Source organism: Mobiluncus curtisii subsp. curtisii ATCC 35241, from assembly GCF_000146285.1.
In the GTDB taxonomy this organism is placed as follows: Bacteria; Actinomycetota; Actinomycetes; order Actinomycetales; family Actinomycetaceae; genus Mobiluncus; species Mobiluncus curtisii.
The window spans coordinates 482,076-505,438 of the sequence record NZ_GL385912.1 but is presented as its reverse complement, the minus strand read 5'-3'; the positions used below and the strand labels follow the sequence as shown (position 1 = coordinate 505,438).

Sequence of the window (23,363 nt, the reverse complement as noted above, 5' to 3'; positions counted from 1 at the left end):
GAATCGTGAACACAACCAGAAATCTGCCCTCCCCTTGGGCACGAGGACTACGGTTTATTTTAGGCTTTTTTGCTCTGGTGGTGGCACTGGCGTTCGGGGGTCTGATTTGGCCCAGCGCAGCCGCATCCCAAAACTCCGATCTAGGCCAATGGGCTGACGTGGTGGAAGTAATGCAGGAAAAGCTGAACGCGGTTCCAGAAGCGGGAGACCCGAGCGCGGTCCAGACTCTGATTCGCCAAGCCTACTATGAGAACTACCAGACCAGCGGTCTGGAAGACCAGGTTAAACACGCATTGGGGCGTGATGTCGACGACCAGTTCGTCGCCGAACTATTAAACTTGCGGAATCTCAGCCGTGACGGCGCGAGCCCGGAGCAACTCCGAGAAGCCAGCGACAAAGTCGTCGTCTCCCTGAAAGATACGGTAACTAAGCTAATCAAAGCTCCGAAGGTGTCTGATCAATGGAGCAGGGTAGCGGACACAATTGCGCAAACTATCACCGATGCGCAAAGCGCCTATGTCAAGGGGCAGGCTAATCGAGCCTTCACCCTGGCTACCGAAGCTTATCTGGGGCATTACGAAGCCGACGGGTTTGAAAACAACACCATTGTGCATAAAGGATTCAGCCGGGTAACCGAGATTGAAGGCATGTTCAGCGACTTGCGACAGGGCTACAAAGACGGTCGCAGCCAAGATCAACAGGAGAAACTCGGGAAGGATTTGATTTCGAAGCTCGTTGAGGATGCACAGTTCCTGGATGAAAAAACGCAGGACACCGGACCGCTGGGGATTTCCGGTTTCTTTGCTGCTTTCCTGATTCTGTTGCGTGAGGGCGCGGAGGCGCTGCTGGTGGTGGCAGCGTTGGTGACTTACGCGTTGAAAGCGGGACGGCGTGACCAGCTACGTGGAATCCTGGTGGGTGTGATTATCGCCGTGGTCCTTTCTATCGGTTTGGCTATCCTGTTTGGTCAACTCAGCGCCAGCGTACAGAGCGGAATGGGGCAGGAACTGCTCGAAGGCGTCACCGGTCTGGCGGCAGCCCTCATGCTGATTTACGTGTCCAACTGGATTCTCAGCAAGTCAAGTGGCAAGCGTTGGGAAGAATACATTAAAGCGACTGCGGGTGAAAAGACTGCCTCGGGAGGCGTTTTTGCCCTGGCGTTTGTGTCTTTCCTCACCGTAGCCAGGGAGGGCGCCGAAACAATCCTGTTCTTTTACCCGATTGTCGCCGGGGCGAAGACCCACAGCGATTATTGGTATATCGTTGCGGGTGGCTTGACCGCGGTAGTCATCCTGGCAATTCTATTTGTGCTGGTATGGCAGTTCGGGGTACGTTTGCCACTCAAGCCTTTCTTTAAGTGGACGTCGATATTGCTAGCGTTGCTGGCTATAGCTATCGTGGGTGGGGCGATTAAAGAGCTGCAAGAAGCTGCTTTGGTCGGGGCACACGTGGTGCCTTCCGTTCCTACCGTGGTGTTCTTGGGAATCTACCCTACCGCGGAAACCCTCGTCGCTCAGATTATCGTCGCCGCAGTTTTGGTCGGTTTGGCGCTGCTGCAACGCCACCAGGCAAAGGCTGACAAATCCACGACGGGTGCAGACCAGACTCAATCCGACACCTCGGTCGCGGATAATAATGATAAAGCTCCCGAAGAACACTCTTCGAGGGAACACACACAAGACGCTGTCGAAGCGCACAGCGGAAAGGAAAAATAATGAAGAAGAAGCTACTGGCTCTGGCAGCCGTCCTGGCGTTGGGAGCGAGCCTCAGCGGTTGTGGCGGAAACTCTGCAAACAACCAGGCTAAGCCTCAGGATTCCAAACCGGCGGCCTCGTCTGAGCAGGAACAACCGGAAACCCCCAGCGATCCCAATGTTGTGGGTATCAAGGAGATTCCGGTCGGCGATTCTGGCGAGCAAAGCAACGGGCCACTGAATGTAAACGTCGTTTATTTCCAGGCTGTCGATATGGAACATGGCTCAATGAAGATGCCTCCGGCTTCCGAGTCCGATATGCACTTTGAAATTGACGTCTCGACCAATGAAAAGGCCGAAGAATTCGGCTACCCGGCAGATACTTTCATGCCTTACCTGGATGACCTCAAGGTCGTGGTTAAAGATCAAAAGACCGGTGAGGAAACTGACCTGGGCACCATGATGCCGATGATTGCGGTCGATGGTCCCCACTACGGTAACAACATCAAGCTCAAGCCCGGTCTGTACGATGTGACCATCACCATCCCCTCTCCGGCAGACAAGTTCATGCTGCACACCGGTAAAGACTCCTCTGCAGTGAAGGGACGCTTCTGGAAAGAACCGCTGAAGTTCGAGTTCAAGAACTGGCAGTGGGACGGGCAGATTCTCTAAGTAGATTTCATTGCTCAAGTTATTTGTTGTCGCCCTCCGCTACGGGCTGCCACTCTTCGTGCCGCTGGCAATCCTGCTGGCAACACGACCGCACACGCCGATGGAACGCCGAGTTGTTGCTCGGATTACCACCGTCGTGCTGGTAGTGGCAGCCCTAGCGGCGGCGATTTTGGCATGGTTTCGACTGAATACGAACCTGATAGATGTTCCCACCATGAACTTCTATCTGGTTCCAGTAATGCTGATTTGCTCTCTGGGCTTCCTGGGGATGTCTTGGTGGTTTGGTGCGGCCGACCTCTATGACATTAAACAAAGCGCTAAGCATCGGGCGCTGCTGGTAGTCTCGCTGTTGACTGCGGTGAGTATCATCATCAATTTCGGCTTTGAATACGCATTTTCTACCGATGAAATCGTGCTGATGGGGTCCTCCCCATTAGAAACTGAATCGCTGGCACGATTTGCCGGCTTTGTGTTTGGTTCTTTGCTGGTGGTCATCGCTGGATGGGCGTATGTACATGCGACCAAGCTGGTTCCCGCGATGGTGCGTTTGGCAATTACTACCGCGGTGTTTTTGGTAGTCATCGGTCCGCGCTCTATCCTGCTCTATCAGCAGCTCGCCGCTCGTGGTTTCCTGCCCCGCTCGCGGACCATTTTTGAACTCGTGTTGTGGATTCAAAATGCCAACACCGTCATGCTGCTGACTCTGGTGGTACTCACCGCCATTCCCGGCATCATCGCCATTTGGTTCAGCTCCAAACCCGTCAATGTTTCCGGACCGGAAGCACGTTTAGCAAAAGCGGATCGAATTTCTCGCCGTCACTTTTTGGAGCTGGCATTGGGGGGTACGGTCGTCTTCGTTTCTGCTTTGACTGTCGGTAAACGTGTGGCAGAAGCCGTGCCTGAGCTATCCCCGATAGAGCCGTCCACTGTGAAGGGCAATATCGTTTCCGTGAGCCGTGAACTCGTGTCTGATGGACACCTGCACCGGTTTGCTTACGTGACCAAAGACGGCACCCAGGTACGTTTCATCGTCATTAAAAAGAACGCCGTGGCTTATGGCTGCGGTCTCGATGCATGTGAAATCTGCGGCGAATCCGGTTACTACGAAGACGGCGGAAAAGTCATTTGCCGACGCTGCGGAGTAATGATGAACATTCAAACTATTGGTTTCCCCGGTGGCTGCAATCCCATTCCGATTAAGTATGAAGTGGGCCCGAAAGAATTGCGGTTTTTTGCTGACGAGCTGAACGGGCACGCCAAAATCTTTAAAACCAAAATAATCTAAGGCTCTAAGGTAAAGTTTCCATGTTCTTTTTCAGGATGATTTTCAAGGCGTTACGTCGGCAGGTCGGCAAGCGCCTCATGATTGCGGTGACGATATTCTTAGGAGCGGGACTCACGACTTCCATGCTGGCAGTCATGCTGGACGTGGGGGACAAAATCAAGCAGGAACTCGGTTCTTACGGTGCCAATATCCAAGTCCTGCCGCAAGGAAAATCCGTCGTTTCCCAACTCTATGACTTCGAGGATACGGATAGTTCAGCAAATACCCAGTCCGGAGCGCTACAGGAATCCGAACTGGCAAAGCTGAAAACCATATTTTGGGCGTACAACATCGAAAACTTTGCCCCGTTCCTAGAGACCAAGGCGGAGTATTCCGGTCACGATGTCGATGTGGTCGGTACTTGGTTTCGCAAGAAGCTGGCTATTCCCACGGGGGAAAAAGTCGATACCGGCATGGCAGACATGCGCGACTGGTGGGAAGTGAAAGGCAGCTGGCCGAAGGCTCCCGACGAAGTCATGGTTGGAACGAAACTGGCAAAGCAAAACGGTTGGCACTTGGGGGATTCACTCACGTTGCAACCGCCACCCGGGATATCCGGCTCCGCGCCCAGTCCCACCCTGACTATCAGCGGCATTTTTACCTCCGGTTCCAATGAAGACCGGCAGCTTTTCGCTGATTTGAGCATAGCCCAGACACTGTCCAATCGTCCGGGGCAGGTCGATAGGGTTGAGGTCCGGGCTATCACCACGCCAGAAAATGACCTGTCACGTCGAGCTGCCCGCGATCCGAGCTCGCTGTCACTGGATGACTGGGAGACGTGGTATTGCACCGCTTATACTTCCTCAATCGCCTATCAAATTGAGGAAGTCATGAGCAATGCCGTGGCCACTCCCGTCCACCAAATCGCCGACAGTGAGGGCACGATTCTGGAGAAAACCCAGCTAATTATGACTCTGGTAGCAATCTTGGCCATGGCGGGATCCGCTCTGGGCATTGCTAACCTGGTGACCGCTTCAGTGATGGAACGTTCTGCCGAAATCGGACTGATGAAAGCCCTAGGAGCGCGCAATCTGTTCGTGGTGCTGATGATTTTGACGGAAACGTTCCTCGTGAGCCTGGTTGGAGCCGCCTTCGGGTGTCTGGGCGGCATCGGGCTGGCACAACTGGTCGGTCACCTCGTATTTGGGGTCAGTATCAATATCCGCCCGGTGGTGTTCCCCCTGATGGCGGTCATCGTAGGCATGACTGTTTTGCTGGGCTGTTTACCTTCCATCCGGGCGCTGGTGACTTTGCAGCCGGCACGAGTCCTGCACAGAAAGTAGGCGGGAATGAATTCACACAAACGAATGTTCGTGCGCATCATCTGGAAAGCGTTCGCGCACCGTTTCTCACGAGTTTTAATTGCTTCCCTAGCAATCGCCATGGGCGCCTCTACCCTCTCCGGGCTGGGGCTAGTGGCGGTGACGGTTCCCGACTATATTGCCAAGGAACTACGCTCTTTTGGAGCAAACCTGGTGGTGCTGCCGCAAGGTTCCAACGTAATTACCCCCGAAACCGTGTCTGCCATAGACCGGCAGTGTGGCGAGAGCCTGTTGGGGCGGGCTGGGTATAGCTACGGTAACCTGCTCTATGGACAACAGCCTGTGCCCCTCATGGTGACGAAATTCGCCGATGCTCGCTCGGTTCGTCCCTACTGGTCAATCGAGGGGAAAGTGCCACAGGGCAGCGAACAGATTCTGTTAGGTGTGAACCTCGCAGACAAGTTCCGTCTGCACGTTGGTGACCTGATTGGACTCAAGGTGGCGCAACTGCGGGAAAACAACAATGCGGAGAACTCAGGAGACTCTAACCATTCCGGCAAACAGTTGGAAATTTCCGGGCTGCTGCGCACCGGTGGTCCCGAGGACGACTTGGCGGTGTTGAGCCCGGATAGTTACGCTGCCATGGGTGGTGTCGCCGACCACTACAGTTTGGTGGAATATTCCCTGAAAGGCGACACGTCCCAGCTCAGCACCTTAGCGAAAACCATTGAGAAAAAGGTCAGCGGGATTGACGCTGAGGTGGTGCGCCGGACTACGCAAAACGAAACGCGCATCGCCCATACGCTCAGTAACCTGATTTGGGTGGTCAGTATTATTATTTCCGCCCTAATGCTGATTGCGGTATCCGCAACACTGAGTTCGATTGTGTCGGAACGTTCTCGAGAAATTGGACTGAAAAAGGCTTTGGGTGCTTTGAGCAAGGACGTGTTCGAGGAGTTGATTGGAGAGTCTATACTGCTTGGGCTGTTCGGAGGCTTCTTGGGAGTGCTGCTGGGAATTGGACTGGCTGATTACATATTGCAAAAAGTATTCCTGGCGCGAGTAGAAATTAACTGGATAATTATTATCCTCACGATTGTGTTTTCGGTAGCGGTAGCGGTTATCGGCTCTCTCTGGCCGGCTAAACGCATTGCCCGGATTAATCCTATAAACGTTCTTGGTGGAGAGTGAGAATGCTATGGCAGAAAATGTTGATAAACAACTGATTTATCGAGTAGAGAATGTGTCACGTAAATATGGCGAGTTGGCAGCGCTGGATAACGTCAGTCTGGACGTGACCAAAGGCGAGTGGCTCTCCGTGGTGGGACCTTCCGGTTCAGGCAAGTCAACCTTGATGAATATCTTGGGATGCCTGGATTCTCCTACCGAAGGACTGGTTTATCTGGAGGGGGAGCGCCTGGACAAGATGGGTGAGCTGGAATTGGCAGCTGTCCGCCGTCGCAAGATTGGTCTCATCTTTCAACAGTTCCACTTGGTCAAGCACCTTTCCGCGGTGGAGAACGTGATGATGGCACAGTATTACCACTCCCTACCCGATGAAGCCGAAGCAATGGAGGCTCTGGACCGTGTGGGCATGTCAGCTCGCGCCACCCACCTCCCTCATGAACTGTCCGGAGGGGAGCAGCAGCGCGTGTGCGTGGCTCGTGCCCTCATCAATCACCCCTCCGTCATCCTGGCAGACGAACCGACCGGTAACCTCGACGAGGCAAACGAAAACATCGTGATTGATTTCTTTTCGCAGCTGCACCGAGAAGGTACCACGCTGCTGGTCGTCACCCACGATGCCAACGTCGCCCGGCAAGGTCAACGCCAAATTATTTTGGAACATGGCAAAATCACCAGCGAAGTCCACAATAAGCCGCAAACTTCCGCGGCAGGCACGCCGGAGGCGCCGGAAACAGGAGGTAAAGATGCGTAAAACCACCGCGGGGGCATTGCTCGCCATCGGCATGGTCGCCCTGAGCGGCTGTGCATCTTATCCGGCGGCCTCAACTTTGCCCGATGGGCAATACGCGGGAAGCTCACAGCCCGAAGAAGACGGTACCGTTGGCAAAGTTCGCTTCACGATTAAAGGCGGTCAGGTAGTTAACGCCGAGTTCCGTCTCTACGACAAAGACGGGACGCCGCATGATGAAAATTACGGCAAGACCGCCAGTGGCACGGTAGACACGGAGTTCTATCAGCGCGCCCAAGACGCTATCAGTGCTGAACAGCGCTATGTGCAGCAGTTCCAGAAAACCGGAGACCAAAATAAGGTCGATAGGGTGGCGGGGGCGTCTCTGTCGCATCGGTTATTCCTCGACGCGGTAGAGGCGGCTATGGATACCGCGCAAAAGTAGGCGTTGTGCACCTCACGCCGGCTCCGCAAGAAGAAACCACGATTACCTTTGCGGCGATGGGGACGCTGGTGACGGTCTCGTGGCGCAGCACTCCCCAGGTCGCGGAAGTGCTCCGGGTGAGCCTGCCGCAAAGGGTAGCGCAGCTGGAGGATGATTTGTCGCGGTTCCGGGCAGATTCCCCCGTGAGCCGGCTGGATGCGGAGTGGATTAATGTCGGACCGCACTGTGCTGCGGTGTTTCACGCGGCAAAGGATTGGTCGCAGCGTACCGGGGGGTTCTTTAAACTATTTCCGCGCCTGGGCTTGAGCGCCGAAACGTTACAGCTGCGAGGCGAGCAGGCTCGTCTCACGGTTCATGCGGGGGCGGGATGTCTGGATTTAGGAGGCATCGCTAAAGGTTACGCTGCCGCGCACCTGGCTTCCCTCATTGCAGAATCGGGGGGCAGCGACATCTTGGTTTCTTTCGGGGGTTCGTCCATTGTGGCGCCTGACCGACAGGCAACCATCAAAGTGCAATCACCCTGGATTGGCTCAGAATTCCTGGGAAACTTGCAGATAGAAAACGAGTCCCTCTCTTTTTCGGCGCTACCGCAAACAGAAATTGTCCCCACCCTGGTGCGCAGCCACATTCGCGGTCTGGACGGACAGCTGGCATTTACTGATATATGTGCGGCTCTCGTGGCGGGACCGGACGCGATGAGCTGTGAAGCCCTCTCTACCGCGCTGATTGCGGGGGGCACCCCCCTGCTGCACGATTTGACTCAAAAGGGCGTTTTGGGCGCGGCGTATCGTGCCCTCGCCATGACTTCCAACGGGAGAGTGTTTTCCGATCCCGCGCTACAGTTGCACATCACGCTAGATTTACCCGAGCCACTGCCACTGAGCGACACGCCAAAAGCCTAACGCCATCACGGACTTGGTGCCGTGGTGACTTTTGCCCCCCGCCGATAATTAAACCAAAATTGCGTATAGAACCTAGAATTTACCTAACTATTCCCCAGGGGGGGCAAGAGACACAAGAAGTGGACTGAACGATAAATGTGTGACTGTGCAGAAAACCCGGTGGTGGTGCCGGACGCGGCGGTGATTTTGGCAGGAGGTACCGCGAAACGTTTGGGTGGGGTGTCCAAACCTGATTATCTGGTGGGTGGCACCAGGCTCATTGACTGGGTTTTTGCCGAAATCGAGCGCACCAGGTTCTCCGGTCGCCTTGTAGTGGTCGCTCCCGCGCGCCTGTCGATTCCCTCCGGGGTAGTGCTGACGTTGGAAGATCCCCCTCTGGGCGGACCACTGGCGGGTCTCAATGCTGGGGTGTCTCAATTGGGTGACCTGCCGGATTCTGCGATGGTGGCAGTCATGCCCTGCGACGCGCCACTGACTCCAAGGCTGTGGGGGAACCTGTGCACGCATCTGGAGGGCTGTGCCGGGGCGGCACCGCAGACCGACGATTGTGAAACGCGACTTCAGTACCTGCACGGATGCTATCGACTGGGCACTTTGCGGGGATTGAACCAGGTTCGGAACCGGTCAATCCGCAGCGGTTTTTCCCGCCTGGAGGTGGTCGCAGTGGCAGACCCGCAGCATTATTGCATGGACGTCGACACGCCCGAAGACGCGCGTAGATTGGCAGCGCGTTTAGAAATTCTCCCCCGATGTAGTTGAGAGAGGAACCACGCTCCATCCGGTGACCTGGTAATCCTCTCTCAGCTGATTCTTATGTCTGGGTCAGATCAAGCTGGGTAAAAACCAAGTGTGGCAGGGAAATCTCCCTGCCACACTCTCGGATTCTGCTTTATTTACCAGGCTTAGCCGGTTTTGCGGGGGGTTCGCCCAGCTCAGCGGCGCTGACCTGCGGGGATTCGACCTCGCCGGCGACAAACTCCAGCTTGCCCTCCACGTGGTTGGCGGCCGCCAAGTCGGCGCGAGCCGCCTCGGCACACGCCACATCGGGCTCGGGGAAAGTCACGGTGGCGTGCAAGAACGGGGTACGCTGAGACACTTTGGCATCAGACTTGACCTTACGGAGAGCCGACAGTGCCCCGCCGGCTGCCTGCAGCACCTCGGGATTGCCACTCACGCTATCCAAACCGTCAGTGCTGGGCCAAGCCGCCCGATGCACCGACCCGGTGCGATACCAGGACCACACTTCCTCGGTGGTGAAAGGCAAGAACGGCGCGAGCAGACGCACCACGCTATCAATAGCCAGTGCCAGGGTCGTGCGTGCAGAGGCGACCGCGGCAGCATCAGCTGCCGAATCCTTGCCATAAGCGCGATCCTTGACCAGCTCCAAGTAATCATCACACAGCGTCCAGAAGAAACTCTCGGTAACCTCCAAGGCACGAGCATGGTTCATTTCTTCAAACGCCTTGGTGGCAGACGTGATAACTTCCGCTAGGGTAGCAATCAAAGACCGGTCTACCTCGACGGTTACCAGCGCCGGGTCCAAAACCAGGTCGGCGTCCCCACCCATGGAGAGCGCGAACTTCGACGCGTTCAACAGCTTGATAGCCAAACGCCGTCCGACCTTCATCTCGCCTTCGTCAAAGGCCGCGTCCGTCCCTAACCGGGCTGAGGCTGCCCAATAACGCACCGCGTCGGAAGAATGCTTTTCCAGCAGTGCCATCGGGGTCACCACGTTGCCTTTGGACTTGGACATCTTTTTGTGGTCAGGATCCAAAATCCAGCCCGAAATCGCGGCTTGACGCCACGGGAGAGTGTCAAACTCCAGATGCGACCGCACCACGGTAGAGAACAGCCAAGTACGAATGATGTCTTGACCCTGAGGACGCAAATCCATCGGGAAAGTCGCCGCAAACAGCTTTTCGTCCCGCCCAAAACCGGAATAGATTTCGGGAGTCAGGCTGGAGGTCGCCCACGTATCCATAATGTCGACTTCTGCCACGAAACCGCCCGGCACACCACGCTGAGATTCAGTAAATCCGGCGGGGGTATCCGTGGTGGGATCGATAGGCAACATATCTTCGCTGGGCAAAATCGGGTGGTCAAAGTCTGTTTCGCCAGAATCCTTAACGGGATACCACAGGGGCAGTGGCACCCCAAAGAAACGCTGGCGGGAAATCAGCCAGTCGGTGTTCAAACCGTTGACCCAGTTCTCGTAGCGAACCCGCATGAAATCAGGCACAAAGTCGAGTTCACGACCGCGCGCCAACAGTTCCTCGCGTAAATCTGTGCCCCCCGCGGTGCGAGAGTAGGGACGACCGCCATTACGGATATACCACTGGCGTGAAGTCACGATCTCCAGGGGCTTGTCGCCCTTTTCGTAAAAGTTCGTCATCCGCTGGGTCGGTTTCGGATCCCCCTGCATCTCCCCGGATTCCCGCAACGCCTCGACGATGGCTTTGCGGGCAGAGAACGTCGTTTTCCCAGCGGTTTCCTGATACAGCGCCCGACCGCGCTCGGAAGTAATCCAGTCCGGCACGTCAGGAATAATCCGACCGTCCTTGCGCAGGATAGCCCTGGTCGGCAGCTGCAAATCCCGCCACCAATCCACATCCACCAGGTCGCCGAACGTGCAGCACATGGCGATACCGGAACCCTTGTCCATCTCCGCCTCGGGGTGAGCCAATACGGGAACCCGCACATCAAACCCTGGTGAAGTCACGTAGGTGCCGAACAAATCGGTGTAGCGTTCGTCATCAGGGTGGGCAATCAGCGCACAGCACGCCCCCAGCAGTTCCGGACGGGTCGTTTCAATCACGATGTCGCCCTTGCCGTCCTCGCGATGGAACGCGAAAGAATGGTAGGAACCCGGATAGTCGCGCGCCTCCAGCTCAGCTTGCGCCACCGCCGTCTGGAACGTGACGTCCCACAGACCTGGCGCTTCGGCAGCGTACACCTCGCCACGGGCAAAGTTACGCAGGAAAAACGTCTGTGCGACCTTTTGCGCAGGCTTGCCGATAGTTTGCATCGTGTAGGACCAGTCGATTGACAGTCCCAGCGTGCGCCAGAGCTCCTCGAACTGTTTTTCGTCCTGAGAGGTCAGGCGTTCGCATAGCTCCACGAAGTTTTTGCGGCTGATTGGCACCTGGTCGGCGTTCTTAATGGACTTGCCTTCTCCGCCCTCGTACGGTGGAGTGAAATTGGGCACATAGGGCAAGGACGGGTCGCAGCGCACCCCAAAATAGTTTTGCACCCGACGTTCGGTGGGCAGACCGTTGTCGTCCCAGCCCATCGGGTAAAACACATTCTTGCCGCACATCCGCTGATAACGCGCCACCACATCCGTGTGTGTATAGGAAAACACGTGGCCGACATGCAGCGAGCCAGAGACGGTGGGGGGCGGGGTGTCGATAGAATAAACGGCTTCCCGCTTGGTGTCGGGGTCAAAAGCGTAGGTCTGCGTCTGTGTCCATACCTCGCGCCATTTGTCCTCAATGCCGTCCAGGGTCGTCTTTTCAGGTACTCTCGGAGCTTTCAGTCTCTCGGTCATGGTTTTCCTTTTATCGTTGTGATTTACCTGCAATAGTTTACCCGCTTGCGTTCCTGCTGCCCTAACGCATTTGGCGGGGTGCGGATTATTTCTGGGTTGCTTTGGCGTCCCCTGCCATCGCGCCCTGAACCATGCGCACTACGGTCCGCGAGAATCCGGCGTCCTCGCCTGCCAGCAGACCGGCAATGGTGGAGCCGCCGGGGGAGCACACTCTATCGACCAGTTGACCGGGGTGAGCGCCCTTTTCCAGACCATCTTGCAACACGAGGGCAGAGCCTAACAGCATCTGGGTCGCTGACTCGATGGCTGTCGCTTTTGTCAATCCCGCCGCGACGCCCGCTTTCGCCAAAGCCTCGACATAGGTATAAGTCCAGGCAGGGGCGCATCCGGCAATGGCAGTAAATGCGGGGAACAGGGATTCCTCCAGATCGACCGTGCGACCCACCGCGTTGAACAGATTGGAGGCGTACTGCTTTTGATCCGAGCTCACCGTCGCGTTCGCGCACAAGGCCGACATGGCGGCGTTGACCTGTGCGTTCAGGTTTGGCATGACCCGCACGATGGGGGTGTCAGGGGTCAGCCAGCTCTCCAGATGCGACAAGTCGACTCCACCAGCGATGGAAATGACCAGCTTTCCTCCCAGTTCGGGAGAGATTTCGGTGAGGACCGAGGCGATGTGTTTCGGTTTCACTGCAATGACCACCGCGTCAACTGTCCTGACCAGTTCCCGATTGGAAGCCACTTGTGAGGCTCCAAACTCCTTAGTCAGCGGATGCGACCCCGGAGTCACACTGGGATCAGAAAAACTCAGGTCGCAGGCCTTGACGAAGCCGCGCCGCAGGGCTCCCGCCGCAATTGCAGAACCCATGGCACCCATGCCAATAAAACCGAGTTTCATCTTGCCTCTTTTCCTGGTGTCCGCGGTTTATTCCCCGCGTTGGAAAGGAACCGCTGGTGTCGTTTTCCTATAGGCTAAGTCTATAGCGTGCCCCCGTAGCCAAAAATTCTGGAAAGGTGAGCGAAAATGAGCTTCACACCCGGACCGGTAAAGCCGTCCGCACAGACTCTTGACCCCCAAAGTTTTGGAATCGCAGTTCCCGAGACCCGCCCGGCGCGTCAGCCGGGACGAGCGCTGGTGACCGGGGCTTCTACCGGAATTGGCTGGGAAACTGTGAAGCGGCTGTGCGCCTCTGGATGGGATGTCCTGGCGACCGCACGTCGCGCCGAAAGGTTGGCGGCTTTGGCTTATGAGACGGGTTGCGCGGCTTTTGCCGCTGACCTGACCATTCCGGAGCACGTGCAGGCGCTGTATGAGTGGGCGACCGCCGAGGGACAGGTCGTGGACGCGGTGGTAAATAATGCCGGGGGAGCCCGGGGCACCGACACCGTGATGGAGGCAAAGCTGGACCGGTGGAAAACCATGTACAGCATCAACGTTTTGTCTTCCCTGCAGGTCACCCAAGCTTTCCTGCCGCATATGCTGGCTCATGGGGGTGGGGATTTGGTGTTCGTCACTTCAACTGCCGGTCACGAGACGTATCCGGGCGGGGCGGGCTATACTGCCGCCAAACACGCCGAGGCGATGCTGCCCGAGACACTGCGCCTAGAGCTGGTGGGGAAACCGATTCGCATAATCGAGATTATGCCGGGATTGGTGCAAACCCCGGAATTTTCCCTCTCTCGCCTGGAGGACCGGGAACAAGCTGCAGGGGTGTACGCCGGAGTGGATTATCCGCTGGTGGGGGCGGATATTGCCCAGGCTATTGAATGGACCCTAAGCTTGCCCGCGCACGTGAATATAGACCAGCTTAAAATCAAACCTGTGGAACAAGCCACCAGCACTATCAAAGTCCGCCTGGGAAAACCGGCTGAGTGAATCATGGCGCGGATTGCAGTGATTGGTGCGGGTTGGCGTGCCGACAGCGAGCGTAGCGAGTGTGTGTCGGTGCGTGGTGGGGTGGAGCCGGTGAAAAAACGTTGCGGGGCAACGTTTTCGGCGGAACTCCTGAAGAAAAAAGGATACTGAGATGGCGCGAATTGTTGTGATTGGAGCCGGGATGGCTGGTCATTCCACAGCCCTCGGGCTGAAACACCGCCTGAAAGACGATCATGACGTCATCGTTATCAGTCCGAGTTCGACCTGGACGAATCCCGACGTCATGGCACAGATTGCTTCCGGCTTGCAGCTGGCGCAGCGTCAAACTGTCCAGCTCGGTCCGCTTTATCGGCGCAAAGGTATCATCTTCCATCAAGGCATGGCTACCGCGGTCTACCCCAAGGGCTACCGGGACGACCCGCGTCCTCAAGTCCAGATGACTTTTACCGGCTCGCACCTCGAGGGGCAGGTCGCGCGCGTGCCTTACGATTACCTGGTCATTGCCACCGGGCATGACATTGATCGGGTGGCAGGCATTCCCGCAGAAGCCACCACGGTGCCGACCTGTGTCCTGGATCGCCTGGATAGCGCCATTGCAGGGGAAGCGGAGCTTCGCCGCTTGCTGTTTGAACTGCAGGATTCCCCGGTGGATGACAAGCCGAAAGTGATTGCCATCGGTCGTTCCGCCCGCGGCATGGGCGGGTTTTACGGGGCACTGGAATATGCTCTGTGCGTGGACGAGGTACTGCGAGCCGCTTTTCTGCGTTCGCGGGTGGAACTGCACTTTTTCGATGCTGGGCGACCTTGGATGTACGGTCACACCGATGAACCGAAGATGGAAGAGGACATGCAGACCGCGCTGGTGCATCTCATCGAGTCTCACCGCCTGATTCTGCACCAAGATATGCGTTTAGCGTCGATAAATGGGCGGAGGGTGCGTTTCGTTCCGGTGCATGGCGAGGGGCAGCCCGGAGAAATGGAATGCGATTTGGTGGCGGTGGAGGCAGCGCGGGTGCTCACCCCCCTGTCAGTGTATGACGCCAACGGAGCGGATTTGCGTGGTGACTTGTACGATGGCTGGGGGCGGCTGCGGGTGGATGCCAAAACCCAGCAGAACGGTTCCGGCCAGGTGGTGACTCTGTTGCCGCGGACTTTCCGCAATCCTACTCATCGCAATATTTTCGGAATTGGTTCGGCTATTGCGATGGACACGCGCGAACTTGTGGAAGGTAAAGATTCTGCCCCGACGCCTGTCCCCATGCAAACCCGCGATATGGCGCATTTAATGAGCCGACAGGTTTCGGACTTGATTATCGAAGAACTGACAGGTCAAAAAAACAAAGTTTTGCCCGAAACTCTGGAAGAAATCGAGACGGTGTTGAGCTTATGTTGGGATTACGGGTTGATTTCCTCGCGAGGATTTTATGCCGAGCTGACCTACCCAAAGAAAAGCAGTGACGCGGCGCGACAGGTATTGCGGGTGCGTCACGGCTTGGGACCATACTGGGCGGTACGGACGGAACGTTTCTTGGAACGTTACCGGGCGAAAGGTCGCGCCCTATGGTGGATGTTGCCCAGCTAACGTTTATTCGGAATCTTCGTCCGGTTGAGGCATTGCGTTGGGTAGCTGCTGTTCCAGCTGTTCAAAGAAATCCTCGCTGGACTCCAGTGCACAGCGAACCTGTTCGTCCAGCTGCGCATCTGTCAGACCGTTGCGCCAGCTGATTGGCAGTTCCGTATGCACATAGACTTCGCGGTCTTCGGTGACCCGTGCGTAGGCTTTCGGCCAGTAATACTCGGTGTTCCAGCGGTTACAAATTGAGTTAATCAGGATGAAGTCGTCCAGCTCCGGTTCCCCACGCCAAGTGCCGCGTACACAGAGGATGGTGTCTTTTTCGCCGGTGACTTGAAAATAATAGATACCGTTTTGCCAGGCTCCGCCTACATCTCCGTCATGATTGACCTGGTAGCTCCACTTATGACTTTCCAAGACTTTCTTAACCCGGTCGCGGGTCAGGTTGGGCAGCCGATTAACCGAAAAGGGCACGCTGTCGAAAGGAGACTCGAAAGGATTATCGAAAAGATTCCCGCTATCCCCACTCATGATTCGCCTCCTCCTATATGGCTGCAGCTTCCATTTTAGCCGACTGCTCCAGGTCCGGGCGTGAAATTTCACTGGAGGTGAAAGCGCCGAGACACCCGATTTCGGCTGGTTATTACCGGCTGACCTGCCCACAGTAGGATGGAATGGTGCAGGAAAAATCCCCGGAACTGGCTTTGACATGGCGCGGAAAACACGAAGTGGAACTGGTGACACCTCGACCTTACGTCCCTGCCGAACGGTATCCGGAAATGTTGGGGATTGAAACGGCGGTATCAGGGAGCGAAAATCGCATTTATGTCGGGGAAAACCTGCAGGTCATGAGTGGATTGCTGCCCCAATATGAGGGCAGCGTTGACTGTATCTATATTGATCCACCGTTTAACTCCGGGACAGATTATGTGCAACGAATTCGGACCCATCATCGAGGTGACTCGAAACGCACCATCACCGTGAAACAATACGGCGACCGTTGGCAAACCGCAGATTACCTACAAAATCTTTACGAGAGGCTGACATTGCTACGGCGATTTTTGTCGCCAACGGGGACGATATTTCTCCACTGTGATTGGCATTCCTCCGCTGCGCTGCGCTTGGTCATGGATGAGGTATTCGGGGGGAGCAACCTCATTAATGAGATTGTGTGGGCTTACGCTTCGGGCGGGGGATCCCGGCGAGCCTTCGGCCATAAACACGACACCATACTGTTTTATGCCCGGAATCGACGCCGCTACTATTTTGACCCTGATGCGGTACGGGTGGCGTATAACGCTGCTATTGCTCCCAAGCGTCGCGAGCTGTTTAATCCGCAGGGCATGGTTGCTCCCGACGTTTGGCAGATTTCCCGACCACCGAATCATTCTGATACCTGGGTAGGGTATCCAACTCAAAAACCGCTGGAAGTCATGCAACGCGCTATTGCCGCGGCGTGTCCGCCGGGGGGACTGGTGATGGATTGCTTTGCCGGCTCCGGTTCCACCCTGGTGGCAGCAGCAGCTCAGCTGGGACGACGTTTCCTGGGGATAGAACGCAATAGTTTGGGGGTGCATTTGGCGCGGCGGCGCCTGGTGCAAACCGGGGTTGGCTTTGAAGTTTGGCGGGAAACTGCGTCCTGGAATGCTCATCGAATCTTAGAGAACTTGGAATTGCTGGGGCGAGAAGTCGCCACCAGCGTCGCAAAATTGGATGCCACCACGGTAACAGAGCCCCCAGCTAAGGTCGAAACAACCGGCAATTCCGACCAACTGGACTGGACAGAGCTGGTGGATTGGATGGTTATTGACCCAAATTTTGCAGGTTTTCCCGGTGGTGTTTTCGTTCCCCGCGCCGTGATGGCGCCGTCACGAGACGCGGTCATCGATTTCGCCGACTGCGGGGAGAATGCTCGTGGGGTGGCGCTGGTGGCAGATGTGACCGGGCAAGATTACTTCGTTAGGCTGGAAACATGAGCAAATTGGACAAAATTGGTCAGGGCTCCACCCCGGAGGAAAATCCCGGTCTGGAACCGGAAACTCCGCAGGTAGCACCGTGGGACGGTTGGTTCGGCAAGAGCTCGAACCGTAACCAGCGCGGACGCAGCCTGGCTCTGGTAGCGTTCGCCGTGGTGGCAGTGACCGGTTTGGGTACCCAGTTTGTCGGGGATGACGGCTGGTTCTTCGGGCTCCTCGGCGGTGACCGGACCCATTCCACCAGCCAATCCGGGAACGTCGGAGAACGAACTCGTGACGCCGCCGGGAAAACGGCGGGAACCCTCGCCAGGGACGTGTTGGACAAACTGGAAGTACGTGACAAAGATCCTTTCCACGATTTTGACCGCGAGCGACTGTTCGGCAAGGGGTGGCTGGACCTCGACGGCAACGATTGTAATACCCGCAACGAGGTGCTGGCTCGCGACCTAGAGAATGTGCAATACCGGGCGGCTACGCCCACCACCCCCGCGCACTGCGTGGTGCAAAGTGGCGTCCTGCACGACAAGTACACCGGGGAAACTATTGATTTTAGGCGGTCACAGGAAACCTCCGACGCGGTCCAGATTGACCATGTGGTGGCGTTGGGTAACGTGTGGCGTACCGGCGGACAGCAGCTCAGCCAGCAGGAACGGGAGGCTATTGCCAACGACCCGCTGAACTTGGAAGCAGTAAAAGGTCAGGTAAACCAGGATAAACAATCTCAAGATGCGGCTGCATGGCTGCCACCTGCGCGAGATTACCGCTGTGCTTACGTGGCGCGTCAGATTGCGGTGAAAGCGAAATACGGACTGTGGGTGACCTCGGCAGAGAAACAGGCCATGATGGGGGTGCTGAAAGAGTGCCCCCGGGAGCCGATTCCATAGATATCAAACTGAGGCTGGGGATTATAAGGTGGGATTTGGGCGGTAGCTGCCAATAATGACAGCTACCGCGCTATTTTCACCTTATATTTCCGCTTCTCAAAAATTTAACGCGGATACACCGTAATTTGCGTGGCTTTGACCTCGGCATAAATGGGGGAACCGGGAGCCAGATGCAGAGCATTGACTGCCTGTGGGGTCAACACGGCTTGAATGCTTTGCCCCCCTGCTAGATTCAAACTGATCCACTGCACCGCACCTCGCGGCGTGATGTCCGTGACGCGCGACTGCCAGGTATTGCGCGGAGAGCCAGAAACGGGTGTGTCGAACAGAGCCACAGATTGCGGGGCAAAAGCGGTGAGAGCTGGGGTTTGGGGACCTGGATGACTGTTTCCTTGCCACAGTCCGGTCAGTTCCACTCCACTGGCATTAACGGTGGCAACATCGCCGGATTCCTCAATGATCCCAGCCAACAGGTTCATTCCGGACAGATTTTCCAAGAACTTCGTGGCAGGCTGACCCAGCATTTCTACCACGGTGCCTTCCCCAATCAAATGCCCCTTTTCGATGGCGACTACGTGATCAGCCAGCATCCATACATCGAGGGGATCGTGGGTCACAAAAATCACCGTGGGTCGCGGCTCTTGACGCAACCGCTTTGACAGAACTTCCCGCATTTTCGCAGAAGTTTCAACGTCGAGGGCGGAAAATGGTTCGTCCAACAGCACGACTTGCGGGTGCGTCGCCAGAGCACGAGCCAAAGCCACGCGCTGCGACTGTCCTCCGGACAGAGCCGTGGCAGGACGATCCGCCAGTTCCAAAGCGCCTACCGCCGCTAACTCTTGGCGCGCGATACGCCGCGATTCAGACCGTGACAGATGCCGGGCGCGGGGACCAAACGCCACATTTTCCAGCACGCTCAGGTGTGGAAACAGCAGAGGCTTTTGGGTCAGCATCGCGACGGGACGCTGATGAGGTGGCAAAGACCGGGTGGCATCAGCAAATACCGTCTCTCCGCTGCGGACCTCGCCCGAATCGGGAGTCAGCAGCCCGGAAATCATCCCCAAAATGGTGGACTTGCCGGCTCCGTTCGGTCCGACGATGGCAGTAATCAGCCCCGCCGGAAAAGCGCACTGTACGGTGACATTGCGTTCCGTGATGCCCGCGTTCACCAGGACTTCTCCTCCCGCTGCGGGGGCAACGGGGGAATTTGCAGAGTTTACTGCGGTCTCAGAACTAGAATTCACTGGTCATCACCATTTTCCGGTTGCATTGTGAGCTGTTTAGTGCGGCGAGTGGTAAAAATGGCAGACAATCCCATCATGGTGGCAGCCAGCAGTACCAGCACTACAGACAGCGCTAAAGCCAGGTCAGAGTCGTCCTCGCGCAACAAATAGATAGCCTGGGGGAGGGTGCGGGTCACCCCTTGCAGAGAGCCCGCGAAAGTCAGGGTCGCCCCGAACTCGCCCAAGGCGCGGGCAAAAGCCATGGTGGCGCCCCCGACTATGGCAGGAGTGAGCAAGGGCAACGTAACGCGGTGCAAGACATAAGTCGGAGACGCCCCCAAAGTCGCCGCAATTCGTTCATAACCGGAATCAAAAGTGCGCAGCGCGGACTCTAGAGACACCACATAGTAAGGCATTGCCACGAATGTTTGTCCCAGTACCACGGCTATGGTGGTGAACCCAATCTCGATACCAGCCAGAGACAGGTATTGACCTACTACGCCGCGCCGTCCCAGTGTCACCAAGAGTGCTAAACCAGCTACGACCGGCGGCAACACCATGGGCAGGACTGCAAAAGTGCGCCACACGTACGCCCAAAAACCCTCGGTGCGTGAAATCAGCAGCGCCAGGGGCGTGCCGAGAATCAGCACCAGCACCAGTGAAACCAGGCAGGTGCGCAGACTCAACAGCAGAGCATCACGGGACTCGTCGCGGGTCAGGATTTCCGCCAGGCGGATCCACGGCACTCGCACCATGAGCCCCAAGATGGGCAAAACGACCAACAGTAAGGCTATCCCCGCTGGCAAATACAGCCAGCGGGGAAAACCGTGGTTATTAGCGTTCAACGCGAAACCTTACTTAGCGGGGCTCATGAATCCGTACTTGGCAAAGACCTTTTGTGCCGCATCAGACAACACAAAGTCCACGAACGCTTTCGCTGCAGCGTCGTTGCCATTTTCGGCAGCCATCTTGGTGACCATAATCGGGTAGGCATTGACCACGGTGTCAGAGCCAGGAATCTCGATAGTGTCCACCGAGTCCTTTTCTGCCAAAGCGTCGGTCTGGTACACCACGCCCGCGTCAGCCTCGCCGCTGACAACCTTACCCATCACGTCCTTGACCGAAGTCTCTTCGGACACGGCTTGACCGGTGAAACCGACCTTTTGCGCCAGTTCACGATAAGCATTGCCACAGGGAACTCCGTCTGCGCAAATTACCAGCTTCTTGCCGTTGAGAGAGTCATTCAGACCGGTGACCCCGGCTGGGTTTCCTTTCGGGACTGCCAGGGTCAGGGTATTGTTCACAAAAATGCTGGGCTCGCCGGCGTTCAGTCCCGCGTCGGTGGCTTTCTTCATGTTCTTTTCGTCAGCGGAGGCGAACACGTCCGCTTTGGCGCCACCTTGCATCTGATCGAACAGGGAGGAGGAGCCGTCGAAGTTGAACTTTACGGTAATGTCGGGGTTTTCCTTTTGGAAGGCTTCCCCCAGCTCAGAAAAACTGGCCTTGAGAGAAGCCGCAGCAAACACCTGAATCATCTTGGCGTCGGCAGTTTTACTCGGTTCGGAACCTGCGGGTTTCGAGTCGTTCGAACCGCAAGCCGTGAGACCGGTTGCGGTCAGGGCGAGGATTGCCAAGCCTGCTCCAAGACGTGCGAATTTTTTCATCATTTTCCCTTTCGCAATAGCCGGTTCGGCGATTCTCCGGTGCCGGCAGTTTCATCGTGGTGAGCCTAGGGTGTCGTTAGGTTTTCCCTAAGATGCATCAATTACGACATTCGTGGCTTTGACTCGGGCGGTGGCGACCGCGCCGGGCACCAGTCCGAGTTCTTTCACCGACTCGGTAGAAATGAGGGACACCACGCGGAAGGGGCCGCACTGCAGTTCCACCTGACTCATGACTTTGTCCGAAACAACTTTGGTGACCAGACCGCGGAAATGGTTGCGGGCAGAGATGGAACCCGTGGAATCCGTGTCACCGAAATCTTTGGCTTTATCCTGGGCTAGTATCGCCAGTTCAGCCCCGTCTACAACCTTGCGTCCCGCGCTATCGGTTCCGGCACTGAGATGACCGGCGTCTATCCAGCGTCGCAGCGTATCATCGCTGACACCCAGTAAATTCGCGGCATCCTTAATCCGTAACTGAGACATACTTGCCACCTTATCTTAAATTCTGCGGATATTTTCCGAGGTTTGACCAGAATTTGCGGAAACCGCCTTGTGGCTGACAGTGTCTGTGTAGTTTCAATCCGCGGGGTACTGGGCGACCAGGTCGCGAAGTTTGGCTACATTCACAGCCGCTTTCTCTATATCTCCACCCGCGGCATATCCGACCAGGAAAGCCGTCAGGGGAGCCCCCGGACGAGACGGTCCATGTGCGACTTCGCTGATGAGATTCAGCAGTTCCTCCTGGACGGGGGCAATAGTCTCTCCGGGCAGCTGGAGCTCTCGGCTGGCGGCTTGTAGCCACGCTGCCATTTTTGCCATTTTTTCTGGGTCGTCCTTGCGATTTTCTGTTGCCATGTCTGCTCCTCGACTCATGTGGTTAAAAATATGCCGAGCCGTTTGGCTCGCACCTTTCAGCATAATGGTAAAAGCAACAGGGAGCGAGGACGAACCGAAAATGCCTAGTGAACTGGAATAATCATGGCGACGCGATAGAATGACCTGATACACCCATCGCTGAGGAAGTAGGCAGGTTTGACGGAGACGCTAACGCGAGTCAATCGTGTGAGCCAGGTGGCTCCGCTGACCTCTGCTTGGACTGTGCCACTGCGAGACAGCTGGGGACGGACGGCGCGTGACTTGCGCTTGTCGGTGACTGATCGCTGCGACTTGCGCTGTTCGTATTGCCTGCCGCGCGGGGGTGTGAAATGGGTGCCACGCCGGGAGCTGCTGGACGCCTCGGAAATTTTGCGTTTAGCGGGTATAGCAATACACCGTTTGGGGATTACTCAGGTTCGTCTGACCGGTGGGGAGCCCCTGTTGCGACCGGATTTGTTAGAGATTGCAGCTGGCGTTCGTGAGTCTTTCGTCTCAGCAGGTCTGGATCCCCAGTTGGCACTGACCACGAATGCACGTAGCTTGGCGCCGCTGGCCGCGGCATTACGGGCGACAGGAATCCGGCGCATTAATATTTCTCTGGATACGCTCGACCCGAACCGGTTTGCCCAAATTGCCGGGCGCGATGAGCTCGCGAAGGCTCTGGCAGGGATAGATGCTGCCCTGTCCGCCGGCTTTCAGACGGTGAAAATGAACACGGTGATGTTGGACCGCGTCAGTCTGCGGGAAGCTCCGGAGTTGCTGCGATTTTGTTTGGAGCGGGGTATCGAGTGGCGCGCCATTGAATACATGCCATTTGGTCCACACGCGGTTCGGGTCGACTCCACGCAACAGCTGGATTTTTCTCAACTGCGTCCGACTTTGGAACGTGAGTTTCACCTGGAGCCGGTGCGAGACAACGTTGATATTCACGCCCCGGCGACTCGTTTTGTCGTGTTTAACTCCGCCCGCACCCAACGTTTGGGGACGATGGGGATAATTTCCTCAGTTTCGGCGCCTTTCTGTGCAAACTGTAATCGAACCCGACTTTCCCCGACCGGGGTAGTGCGTCCCTGTTTGTTCTCTGACTTGAGCTGTGACCTGGGGATGCTGCTGCGCAGCGGGGCTAGCGATGATGAACTGGCTCAAGCGTGGGCTGGGGTGACCTGGGAAAAACCTTCCGGACACGGCTTGGGACAGCAGGATTTTCACTCTCCCACGATTCCGATGGCTCAGATTGGGGGGTAAAGATGCGGGAAAATGACGGTGACACGGTTGGGGTGCAAGTGCGGTTTTTCGCGGCCGCGGCGGAAGCGGCGGGTACTGATGTGGCGACGGTACAGGTAGCGCGGGATTTGAGTGTGGCGGAGACAGCGGCTCAGGCTGGCGGATGCGGCAGTGACTTGAATCGGGTGCTTTCCATTTCGTCATACCTGGTGGGGGGGCTGCGCGAATCGGGACAGAAGCGCCTCGCGGACCTCGATGATCTCACCGACCTCACCATCGATGTTTTACCGCCGTTTGCTGGCGGCTA

At 56.6% G+C, this 23,363-nt stretch carries 23 protein-coding genes; 15 read left to right on the top strand and 8 right to left on the bottom strand.

Going from position 1 to position 23,363, the window contains the following annotated elements:
* Positions 1 to 5: 5 nt before the first annotated feature.
* The 9 genes from HMPREF0574_RS02225 to mobA all read left to right on the top strand — a co-directional run bounded on the left by HMPREF0574_RS02225 (position 6) and on the right by mobA (position 8,972).
* On the top strand, positions 6 to 1,715 hold the full coding sequence (locus HMPREF0574_RS02225) for an FTR1 family iron permease (RefSeq protein ID WP_236585854.1): 1,710 nt from the start codon (positions 6 to 8) through the stop codon (positions 1,713 to 1,715).
* Positions 1,715 to 2,365: an iron transporter gene (locus HMPREF0574_RS02220; protein ID WP_004007050.1), complete on the top strand. Its 651-nt coding sequence runs from the start codon at positions 1,715 to 1,717 to the stop codon at positions 2,363 to 2,365. Before HMPREF0574_RS02225 ends, HMPREF0574_RS02220 begins: the two co-directional genes overlap by 1 nt.
* Positions 2,366 to 2,375: 10 nt before the next feature.
* Positions 2,376 to 3,650 carry a DUF2318 domain-containing protein gene (locus HMPREF0574_RS02215; RefSeq protein WP_004007049.1) on the top strand — a complete coding sequence of 425 codons (1,275 nt, stop codon included), beginning with the start codon at positions 2,376 to 2,378 and terminating at the stop codon, positions 3,648 to 3,650.
* A gap of 20 nt (positions 3,651 to 3,670) precedes the next feature.
* Entirely contained in the window at positions 3,671 to 4,972 is a 1,302-nt protein-coding gene (locus HMPREF0574_RS02210; protein WP_004007048.1) for an ABC transporter permease, read from the top strand.
* 6 nt (positions 4,973 to 4,978) lie between these two features.
* Positions 4,979 to 6,142, top strand: coding sequence for an ABC transporter permease (locus tag HMPREF0574_RS02205; protein WP_236585855.1), 1,164 nt, complete (start codon positions 4,979 to 4,981; stop codon positions 6,140 to 6,142).
* Positions 6,132 to 6,890, top strand: coding sequence for an ABC transporter ATP-binding protein (locus HMPREF0574_RS02200; RefSeq protein ID WP_004007046.1), 759 nt, complete (start codon positions 6,132 to 6,134; stop codon positions 6,888 to 6,890). Before HMPREF0574_RS02205 ends, HMPREF0574_RS02200 begins: the two co-directional genes overlap by 11 nt.
* Positions 6,883 to 7,311, top strand: coding sequence for an FMN-binding protein (locus tag HMPREF0574_RS02195; protein ID WP_004007045.1), 429 nt, complete (start codon positions 6,883 to 6,885; stop codon positions 7,309 to 7,311). Before HMPREF0574_RS02200 ends, HMPREF0574_RS02195 begins: the two co-directional genes overlap by 8 nt.
* A gap of 5 nt (positions 7,312 to 7,316) precedes the next feature.
* Positions 7,317 to 8,213: an FAD:protein FMN transferase gene (locus HMPREF0574_RS02190; RefSeq protein WP_004007044.1), complete on the top strand. Its 897-nt coding sequence runs from the start codon at positions 7,317 to 7,319 to the stop codon at positions 8,211 to 8,213.
* Positions 8,214 to 8,348: 135 nt separating this feature from the next.
* The gene (gene mobA, locus HMPREF0574_RS02185) at positions 8,349 to 8,972 is read left to right on the top strand and encodes a molybdenum cofactor guanylyltransferase (protein WP_004007043.1); all 624 of its coding nucleotides are present in this window, start codon (positions 8,349 to 8,351) and stop codon (positions 8,970 to 8,972) included.
* 130 nt (positions 8,973 to 9,102) lie between these two features.
* On the opposite strand, the gene valS is transcribed toward mobA, so the two are convergent.
* Together valS and proC are read right to left on the bottom strand one after the other, a co-directional pair.
* Positions 9,103 to 11,760, bottom strand: coding sequence for a valine--tRNA ligase (valS, locus tag HMPREF0574_RS02180; RefSeq protein ID WP_036324839.1), 2,658 nt, complete (start codon positions 11,758 to 11,760; stop codon positions 9,103 to 9,105).
* 85 nt (positions 11,761 to 11,845) lie between these two features.
* Positions 11,846 to 12,658 carry a pyrroline-5-carboxylate reductase gene (gene proC / locus HMPREF0574_RS02175; RefSeq protein ID WP_004007041.1) on the bottom strand — a complete coding sequence of 271 codons (813 nt, stop codon included), beginning with the start codon at positions 12,656 to 12,658 and terminating at the stop codon, positions 11,846 to 11,848.
* Positions 12,659 to 12,784: 126 nt separating this feature from the next.
* On the opposite strand from proC, the gene HMPREF0574_RS02170 reads away from it, so the two are divergent.
* Positions 12,785 to 13,636, top strand: coding sequence for an SDR family oxidoreductase (locus tag HMPREF0574_RS02170; RefSeq protein WP_004007040.1), 852 nt, complete (start codon positions 12,785 to 12,787; stop codon positions 13,634 to 13,636).
* Positions 13,637 to 13,787: 151 nt separating this feature from the next.
* Positions 13,788 to 15,218, top strand: a complete 1,431-nt coding sequence (locus HMPREF0574_RS02165; protein WP_004007038.1) for an FAD-dependent oxidoreductase — start codon at positions 13,788 to 13,790, stop codon at positions 15,216 to 15,218.
* A gap of 3 nt (positions 15,219 to 15,221) precedes the next feature.
* Here the strand turns inward: HMPREF0574_RS02165 and HMPREF0574_RS02160 are convergent, their stop codons facing one another.
* The gene (locus HMPREF0574_RS02160) at positions 15,222 to 15,740 is read right to left on the bottom strand and encodes a YbjN domain-containing protein (protein ID WP_004007037.1); all 519 of its coding nucleotides are present in this window, start codon (positions 15,738 to 15,740) and stop codon (positions 15,222 to 15,224) included.
* 143 nt (positions 15,741 to 15,883) lie between these two features.
* Between HMPREF0574_RS02160 and HMPREF0574_RS02155 the strand changes: the two genes are divergently transcribed.
* Complete coding sequence (locus tag HMPREF0574_RS02155; protein WP_004007035.1) at positions 15,884 to 17,185, top strand: DNA-methyltransferase; 1,302 nt, start codon at positions 15,884 to 15,886, stop codon at positions 17,183 to 17,185.
* Positions 17,182 to 18,069 carry an HNH endonuclease family protein gene (locus HMPREF0574_RS02150; protein WP_004007034.1) on the top strand — a complete coding sequence of 296 codons (888 nt, stop codon included), beginning with the start codon at positions 17,182 to 17,184 and terminating at the stop codon, positions 18,067 to 18,069. Before HMPREF0574_RS02155 ends, HMPREF0574_RS02150 begins: the two co-directional genes overlap by 4 nt.
* A gap of 104 nt (positions 18,070 to 18,173) precedes the next feature.
* On the opposite strand, the gene HMPREF0574_RS02145 is transcribed toward HMPREF0574_RS02150, so the two are convergent.
* The 5 genes from HMPREF0574_RS02145 to HMPREF0574_RS02125 form a co-directional block, all read right to left on the bottom strand.
* A complete protein-coding gene (locus tag HMPREF0574_RS02145) occupies positions 18,174 to 19,313 on the bottom strand; it encodes a sulfate/molybdate ABC transporter ATP-binding protein (RefSeq protein ID WP_036324837.1) in 1,140 nt (379 codons plus the stop codon).
* A complete protein-coding gene (locus HMPREF0574_RS02140) occupies positions 19,310 to 20,137 on the bottom strand; it encodes an ABC transporter permease (RefSeq protein WP_004007032.1) in 828 nt (275 codons plus the stop codon). The genes HMPREF0574_RS02145 and HMPREF0574_RS02140 overlap by 4 nt, the downstream gene beginning before the upstream one ends.
* 9 nt (positions 20,138 to 20,146) lie before the next feature.
* Entirely contained in the window at positions 20,147 to 20,959 is an 813-nt protein-coding gene (modA, locus tag HMPREF0574_RS02135; RefSeq protein WP_004007031.1) for a molybdate ABC transporter substrate-binding protein, read from the bottom strand.
* Between the two features lie 84 nt (positions 20,960 to 21,043).
* On the bottom strand, positions 21,044 to 21,439 hold the full coding sequence (locus HMPREF0574_RS02130) for a TOBE domain-containing protein (RefSeq protein ID WP_004007030.1): 396 nt from the start codon (positions 21,437 to 21,439) through the stop codon (positions 21,044 to 21,046).
* A 93-nt stretch (positions 21,440 to 21,532) separates the two neighbouring features.
* Positions 21,533 to 21,811, bottom strand: a complete 279-nt coding sequence (locus tag HMPREF0574_RS02125) for a DUF6457 domain-containing protein (RefSeq protein WP_236585856.1) — start codon at positions 21,809 to 21,811, stop codon at positions 21,533 to 21,535.
* 177 nt (positions 21,812 to 21,988) lie between these two features.
* Between HMPREF0574_RS02125 and moaA the strand changes: the two genes are divergently transcribed.
* Together moaA and HMPREF0574_RS09645 are read left to right on the top strand one after the other, a co-directional pair.
* Positions 21,989 to 23,077 carry a GTP 3',8-cyclase MoaA gene (moaA, locus tag HMPREF0574_RS02120; RefSeq protein WP_004007028.1) on the top strand — a complete coding sequence of 363 codons (1,089 nt, stop codon included), beginning with the start codon at positions 21,989 to 21,991 and terminating at the stop codon, positions 23,075 to 23,077.
* A 2-nt stretch (positions 23,078 to 23,079) separates the two neighbouring features.
* A partial coding sequence (locus HMPREF0574_RS09645; RefSeq protein WP_004007027.1) for a hypothetical protein occupies positions 23,080 to 23,363 on the top strand: 284 nt, incomplete at its 3' end.

Excerpts from the sequence above, each read along its gene's own strand:
- HMPREF0574_RS02220 (WP_004007050.1), top strand. The coding sequence starts at position 1,715 with ATGAAGAAGAAGCTACTGGCTCTGGCAGCCGTCCTGGCGTTGGGAGCG.
- HMPREF0574_RS02195 (WP_004007045.1), top strand. The coding sequence starts at position 6,883 with ATGCGTAAAACCACCGCGGGGGCATTGCTCGCCATCGGCATGGTCGCC.
- HMPREF0574_RS02155 (WP_004007035.1), top strand. The coding sequence starts at position 15,884 with ATGGTGCAGGAAAAATCCCCGGAACTGGCTTTGACATGGCGCGGAAAA.
- HMPREF0574_RS02165 (WP_004007038.1), top strand. The coding sequence starts at position 13,788 with ATGGCGCGAATTGTTGTGATTGGAGCCGGGATGGCTGGTCATTCCACA.
- proC (WP_004007041.1), bottom strand. The coding sequence starts at position 12,658 with ATGAAACTCGGTTTTATTGGCATGGGTGCCATGGGTTCTGCAATTGCG.
- HMPREF0574_RS02210 (WP_004007048.1), top strand. The coding sequence starts at position 3,671 with ATGTTCTTTTTCAGGATGATTTTCAAGGCGTTACGTCGGCAGGTCGGC.
- HMPREF0574_RS02205 (WP_236585855.1), top strand. The coding sequence starts at position 4,979 with ATGAATTCACACAAACGAATGTTCGTGCGCATCATCTGGAAAGCGTTC.
- mobA (WP_004007043.1), top strand. The coding sequence starts at position 8,349 with ATGTGTGACTGTGCAGAAAACCCGGTGGTGGTGCCGGACGCGGCGGTG.
- HMPREF0574_RS02170 (WP_004007040.1), top strand. The coding sequence starts at position 12,785 with ATGAGCTTCACACCCGGACCGGTAAAGCCGTCCGCACAGACTCTTGAC.
- HMPREF0574_RS02150 (WP_004007034.1), top strand. The coding sequence starts at position 17,182 with ATGAGCAAATTGGACAAAATTGGTCAGGGCTCCACCCCGGAGGAAAAT.
- HMPREF0574_RS02130 (WP_004007030.1), bottom strand. The coding sequence starts at position 21,439 with ATGTCTCAGTTACGGATTAAGGATGCCGCGAATTTACTGGGTGTCAGC.
- HMPREF0574_RS02160 (WP_004007037.1), bottom strand. The coding sequence starts at position 15,740 with ATGAGTGGGGATAGCGGGAATCTTTTCGATAATCCTTTCGAGTCTCCT.
- modA (WP_004007031.1), bottom strand. The coding sequence starts at position 20,959 with ATGATGAAAAAATTCGCACGTCTTGGAGCAGGCTTGGCAATCCTCGCC.
- HMPREF0574_RS02125 (WP_236585856.1), bottom strand. The coding sequence starts at position 21,811 with ATGGCAACAGAAAATCGCAAGGACGACCCAGAAAAAATGGCAAAAATG.
- valS (WP_036324839.1), bottom strand. The coding sequence starts at position 11,760 with ATGACCGAGAGACTGAAAGCTCCGAGAGTACCTGAAAAGACGACCCTG.